This is a genomic window from Tersicoccus phoenicis (genome assembly GCF_001968835.1).
GTDB classification, from domain to species: Bacteria; Actinomycetota; Actinomycetes; order Actinomycetales; family Micrococcaceae; genus Tersicoccus; species Tersicoccus phoenicis.
The window spans coordinates 46,853-52,985 of sequence record NZ_MRDE01000018.1; the positions used below are offsets into that span (position 1 = coordinate 46,853).

Here is a 6,133-nt window from a genome sequence, read left to right on the forward strand (position 1 = left end):
CGGCCTCGACGCTCGCTGAATCTGAATCAGCGCTCGGCCTGCGCCTGCAGGAACTCGTAGACCTCGGTCTCGTCCACCCCGGGGAACGCGCCCGGCGGCAGTGCCGCCATCAGATGGGAGTGTGCTCGCGCGCTGGGCCACGCCAGGCCCGCCCACGCGTCCGCCAACTCCCCCGGCGGCCGCCGGCAGCAGTCCGGGTCGGGGCAGCGGGACACCGACCGGGCCGTCGTCTCCCGGCCGCGGAACCACTTCACGTGCGCGTACGGCAGCCCGATGCTCAGCGAGAACAGACCACCCGCGCTGTGCTCGGTCCGCGCGGTGCACCAGTAGGTTCCCGCCGGCGTGTCGGTGTACTGGTTGAAGGCCGAGAACTGGTCCGGCACGTCGAACACCTCGCGGGACGTCCAGTACCGGCACACCGGCTGCCCCTCGATGGCGCCCGTGTGGTCGGCCGGAAAGCTGACGCCGTCGTTCTCGTACGCCTTGTAGATGATCCCGGAGCGATGCACCTTCTGGAAGTGCAGGGGGATGCCCAGGTGGTGGGTGGCCAGGTTGGTGAACCGGTGGGCCGCGGTCTCGTAGGAGACGGCGAAGGCGTCGCGGATGTCCTCGACCGCAAGCTCACGGACGGCCTTCGCCCGCTGCAGGAAGGCCACCGTGGTCTCCTCCGGCAGCAGCAGGGCGGCGGCGAAGTAGTTGGTCTCCACCCGCTGCCGCAGGAACTCGCCGTAGTCGCCCGGCGTGCCGTGGCCGAGCACGTGGTGCCCGAGTGCCTGCAGGAGCACGGAGCGGGGGTCGTGGCCTTCCCCGTTGCCCCGTGGCAGGTAGATCCGCCGGTGCTTGAGGTCGGTGACCGAGCGGGTGGAGTGCGGCAGGTTGCCGACATGGTGCAGGGTGAAGTCGAGGTGCCGGGCGATGTCGGCGATGACGTGCTGGGACAGTGGGCCGCCGGTGTACCCGATGGCGCCGAGCAAGGCCGTGGCCTCCTGCTCGATCGCGGGGAAGTAGTTGTCCCGCCGTCGCATCTCCGCGCGCAGTTCCGTGTTCGCGCGTCGTGCCTCCTCGGGCGTGGCGATCTGTTCCTCGAGTTGCCGCTCCAGGGCTCCCTGCAGTCCGACGATCGCCTCGAGCACCTCGGTCGACGTGCGGGGGCCGACCCGGATGGTCGGCAGACCGAGCGACTGGTAGAGCGGACCGCGTTGCGCCTTCTCCAGGGCGATCTCCAGGGCGGCTCGCCTGGTGGGTGGCTCGGCGCCGAGCAGGTCGTCGAGGGCGACGTCGAACGTCGAGGCGAGTGCGCGAAGCAGGCTCAGTCTCGGCTCGCGCTTGCCGTTCTCGATCAGGCTCAGCTGACTGGGAGCGGTGCCCACGGCGCTGGACACCTGATCGAGGGTCAGGCCCCGGCGCTTGCGCAGGTGTCGGACCCGGCGGCCGAGGCTGATCACGTCCAGGTCCGGGGCGTCTTCCCGGGCGCGGCGGTCGGCGGGATCCCGGTACCATCCGTCAACGGTCATTTCTGCACTCTAGAGGAAGAAATGGTGTTCTTCACCACGATCAGAGGGTCCAGGGCCGCGCAGATCGAGCAAAGTGAAAGGCACAGCAAGGCGCACCGCATCACGCGCGCCGCCCGCATCGACGCGAAGGAGCATCCGATGAGTACGGATCGCCATCCCACGAACGACCAGCCCACGGACGACCAGCCCACGAACCAGTCCCTCACGCAGCAGGCGGAGGCCCTGACCCTCGAATGGGAGGCCGACTCCCGGTGGGAAGGCGTCACCCGCGACTACACCGCCGAGGACGTCGTCCGGCTGCGCGGCCGGGTGCAGGAGGAGCACACGCTGGCCCGCCGCGGCGCCGAGAAACTGTGGACCACGCTGCAGGAGGGCCGGGCCGACGGCGGCTACGTCAACGCCCTCGGTGCCCTGACCGGCAACCAGGCCGTGCAGCAGGTCAAGGCCGGCCTGCAGGCCATCTACCTCTCCGGTTGGCAGGTCGCCGCCGACGCGAACACGTCCGGCCAGACCTACCCCGACCAGTCGCTGTACCCGGTCAACTCCGTGCCCACGGTGGTGCGCCGGATCAACAACGCGTTGCTGCGGGCGGACCAGATCGAGTTCGCCGAGGGCAAGAGCTCCGTCGAGGACTGGCTGGTGCCGATCGTCGCCGACGCCGAGGCCGGCTTCGGCGGCCCGCTGAACGCCTACGAGCTGATGAAGTCGATGATCGCCGCCGGTGCCGCGGGCGTGCACTGGGAGGACCAGCTGGCGAGCGAGAAGAAGTGCGGGCACCTCGGCGGCAAGGTGCTGATCCCCACCCAGCAGCACGTCCGCACCCTGAACGCCGCGCGCCTGGCCGCCGACGTGTCCGGGACGCGGAGCGTCGTCGTCGCCCGCACCGACGCGGAGGCCGCCACCCTCATCACCTCCGACGTCGACGAGCGGGACGTTCCGTTCCTCACCGGCGAGCGGACCGCCGAGGGCTTCTACACCGTGCGCAACGGCATCGAGCCGTGCATCGCCCGGGCCAAGGCCTACGCCCCGTACGCCGACCTGATCTGGATGGAGACCGGGACGCCGGACCTGGAGCTGGCGCGCCGCTTCGCCGAGGCGGTCAAGGCCGAGCACCCGGACCAGATGCTGGCCTACAACTGCTCGCCGTCGTTCAACTGGAGGAAGCACCTGGACGACGCGACGATCGCGACGTTCCAGCGGGAGCTGGGCGCCATGGGATTCACCTTCCAGTTCATCACCCTGGCCGGGTTCCACGCCCTGAACTACTCCATGTTCGACCTGGCGCACGGGTACGCCCGCGACGGCATGTCCGCCTACGTCGACCTGCAGGAGCGCGAGTTCGGCGCCGAGTCCCGCGGCTACACCGCCACGAAGCACCAGCGGGAGGTCGGCACCGGGTACTTCGACCTGGTCTCCACCGCCCTCAACCCGACCGGGTCCACGCTGGCGCTGGTCGGCTCCACCGAGGAGGGCCAGTTCCACTGAGCCGCCACGCATCCGATCACCGCTGAGCGCTCCGCGCTCCCGAGTCCGCCGAGGGCCGGCACCACCGACGACGTCGGGGTGCCGGCCCTCCGGTCTGTCCGGGACCGGGCGGCGGTCGCCCTCGATCGTGCTCGCCCGCGGCAGTGGAGCCGTCGACGCGCTGCCGCCCCTTCTCACCCGCCCCTTCTTGTCCGACCGCGAAGAACGAGACAACTTCACTCGGCTTTCCGGGGGCAACGGCGGTACTGCTCCAGCAGTGTTGAAGGACGCGGAGATCTTCCGCTCGAGACACGCAGGTCGCAAGGAGGGAATCAGATGAACCACATCAGCACCGAGGGCTGCATCATCAACGGAGTGACGCTGCTGGCGCCGTCGATCCGACGGGAGGAGGAGGTCCTGACCGCGGACGCGCTGCGGTTCGTCGCCGCCCTGCACCGCGCGACGTGCGCCCGCCGGGACGAACTGCTCGAGGCGCGGCGCACCCGCCGCCGGTCGATCGCCCTGGGCAAGGATCCGGCCTATCGCACGGACACGGCCCACGTGCGGGCGGACACCACGTGGCGGGTCGCGCCTCCCGCGCCGGACCTGACCGACCGGCGGGTCGAGATCACCACCCCGGTGGACCGAGCGTCGACCGTGACCGCCCTGACCTCGGGCGCCAACGTGTGGTTGGCCGACCTCGAGGACGCCAGCGTGCCCACCTGGGAGAACGTCATCACCGGCCAGCTCAACCTGAACGACGGCCTGCGCGGCGCGATCCCCGAGCTGGATTCTGGGACTGTCCCCGACGGTCCACGACCGACCGTCATCGTGCGGCCCCGCGGCCTGCACCTGCCGGAGAAGCACCTGCAGATCGCCGGTCGGCCCGTGTGGGGTGGACTGGTGGACCTGGCGCTCTACCTGTTCCACAACGCGCAGCACCTGATCAGCCATGGCTCCGGCCCGTACTTCTACCTGCCGAAGATCGAGTCGGCCGAGGAAGCGCGGCTCTGGAACGACGTGTTCGTGCTGGCGCAGAAGCTGCTGGGCATCCCGCGCGGCACCATCCGGGCCACGGTGCTGGTCGAGACCATCACGGCCGCGTTCGAGATGGACGAGATCCTGTACGAGCTGCGCGAGCATGCGGCCGGCCTGAACGCCGGCCGGTGGGACTACGTGTTCAGCATGATCAAGAACTTCCGGCAGCGCGGGCCGCGGTTCATTCTGCCGGACCGGGAACGGGTGAGCATGAGCCAGCCGTTCATGCGGGCCTTCACCGAGCAGCTCGTGGCCGTCGCCCACCGGCGGGGTACCCACGCGATCGGCGGGTTGAGCACGGTGATCCCGGTGACCGAGCACGCCGGGGAGAACGACCGGGCCCTGGCACGGGTTGTGCGGGACAAGGAGCGCGAGGCCGAGGCCGGGTTCGACGGGTCCTGGGTGGCGCACCCCGGTCTGGTGATGCGGTGCCGGGCGGTGTTCGACGTGGCGCTCGGCGAGGCCCCGAACCAGCTGGATCGGCTGCGGGAGGACGTGGAGTTCTCCGACCGGGCGCTGTTGGACGTCGCCGCGACGACGGGCAGCATCACCGAGGACGGCATCCTGGTCAACCTGAGGATCGGGCTGCGGTACCTCGAGTCGTGGCTGCGCGGGACGGGCGCCGTGGCGGTGGGGAATCGGATGGAGGACCTGGGCACCGCCGAGATCTCCCGGGCCCAGCTCTGGCAGTGGATCCACTGCGAGGCGCTGACCAAGGACGGGGAGATCGTCACCGCCGAGTACGTGGAACGCCTGCTCGACGAGGAGTTCGACGGGCTGGAGCGCACGGACGGTGACCGGTTCGACGAGGCGCGGGAGATCCTGGAGCGCTCGTCCCTGCGGGCCGAGTTCCCGGACTTCCTGACCTCCATCGCGTACGCCGAGTACCTGTGCCGCCGCACCCGGCCGTGGCGGTGGGTGGAGGAGGAGCTGGCCGAGCGCGTTCCGGCCTGAGTTGTTCTTCAGTCGAAAAGGCGTCGACCGTGAGGTCGGCGCCTTTTCCGTGTTCTTGCTGTTCCATCGCGGTGGATCGGTCCGGTACGTCCCGGCCCGGACACGGGGACTGGATCTCCCGGCGCTCGCAGAGCTCGCTCTGGTCGACACGTCCCCTTTCGTCCGAACAGGCACGTACCTCGAGGATCGTTCGGGTGGGTTCGACTCGGGTGCCATTTCCTTCGACAAACGAGAAGATTGATAGCCTCCGGGCATGGGGATCAGCACGCCGCAGTGGGAAGGCGCCATCAATGTTCGGGACCTGGGCGGATTGCCCGTGGCGGGCGGGGGCCGGGTCGCACACGGGCAATTGTTCCGTTCCGGTCGTCCGGAGACGATGACGACCGCCGGCTGGGTCCAGTTGCGCGCGGACGGGGTGAGCACCGTGATCGACCTGCGCAACGACGACGAGCGTGGCCGGCGGTCCAGCGACGCGGTCGTGGACGACGAGGCACTCGACGGCCTGCACCGGCTGGTCCGCCCGACCGAGGACCCCACGCACGTCGAGTTCAAACAGCTGTGTTGGCCCTACCTGAACACCCCGAAGTACTACGCCGACAACCTCCGGTTGTGGCCCGAGCGCTTCGTGCGGATCGTGCACGACGTCGCCACCGCCCCGCCGGGCGGAGTCCTGGTGCACTGTTCCGGAGGGCGGGATCGCACCGGGTTGGTCGTGATGCTCCTGCTGCAGCTGCTCGGCGTCCCGGACGAGGCCATCGCCGATGACTACGAGGTCGGTGTCCGCGCCGCCAACGAGCGGTTCCGTGTCATCAACCACCCGGTCGAGCGCTACCGGACCCCTGAGCAGCTGGACGCCTGGGTCGCGGAGACCCGCACCCACCTGCTGCGTACGCTGGCCGAGCTCGACGCCGCCGACTACCTGCTGCGGGCCGGCCTCGCGCCGGAGGACCTGGACGCCCTGCGCGCCCGCCTCACCGAGGCATGATCGGGGAAGCCGGGCGTCGCACGGGCTCCCCCTGAGTTGGGTCACTTGCTGTGGTCTCGACAAGCTAGAGGGGGCTGACGTGGGGTGATGGTCGGGGTTAGTGTGTTGTTAAGGCACTAAGCGGGGGTCGGTAGGATCGGCTGGTGGCCTGGGTTCGCAGAGTCCGCACGGCCTCGGG

Annotated in this window: 4 protein-coding genes; 3 read left to right on the forward strand and 1 reads right to left on the reverse strand. The window is 69.8% G+C overall.

Features of this window, described 5'->3' with window-relative positions; translation table 11 throughout:
- Positions 1-26: 26 nt before the first annotated feature.
- Positions 27-1,514 (reverse strand): helix-turn-helix transcriptional regulator, encoded by a 1,488-nt coding sequence (locus BKD30_RS04480; RefSeq protein WP_076702616.1) that lies wholly within the window; start codon positions 1,512-1,514, stop codon positions 27-29.
- 138 nt (positions 1,515-1,652) lie between these two features.
- Here BKD30_RS04480 and aceA point away from each other — a divergent pair, with 138 nt between their 5' ends.
- From aceA to BKD30_RS04495, 3 genes are all read left to right on the forward strand, one after another.
- Positions 1,653-2,999 (forward strand): isocitrate lyase, encoded by a 1,347-nt coding sequence (aceA, locus tag BKD30_RS04485; protein WP_076702642.1) that lies wholly within the window; start codon positions 1,653-1,655, stop codon positions 2,997-2,999.
- 315 nt (positions 3,000-3,314) lie between these two features.
- Positions 3,315-4,970, forward strand: coding sequence for a malate synthase A (gene aceB, locus BKD30_RS04490; RefSeq protein ID WP_076702618.1), 1,656 nt, complete (start codon positions 3,315-3,317; stop codon positions 4,968-4,970).
- A 253-nt stretch (positions 4,971-5,223) separates the two neighbouring features.
- Positions 5,224-5,955, forward strand: coding sequence for a tyrosine-protein phosphatase (locus tag BKD30_RS04495; RefSeq protein ID WP_083956010.1), 732 nt, complete (start codon positions 5,224-5,226; stop codon positions 5,953-5,955).
- The last annotated feature ends 178 nt before the right edge of the window (positions 5,956-6,133 follow it).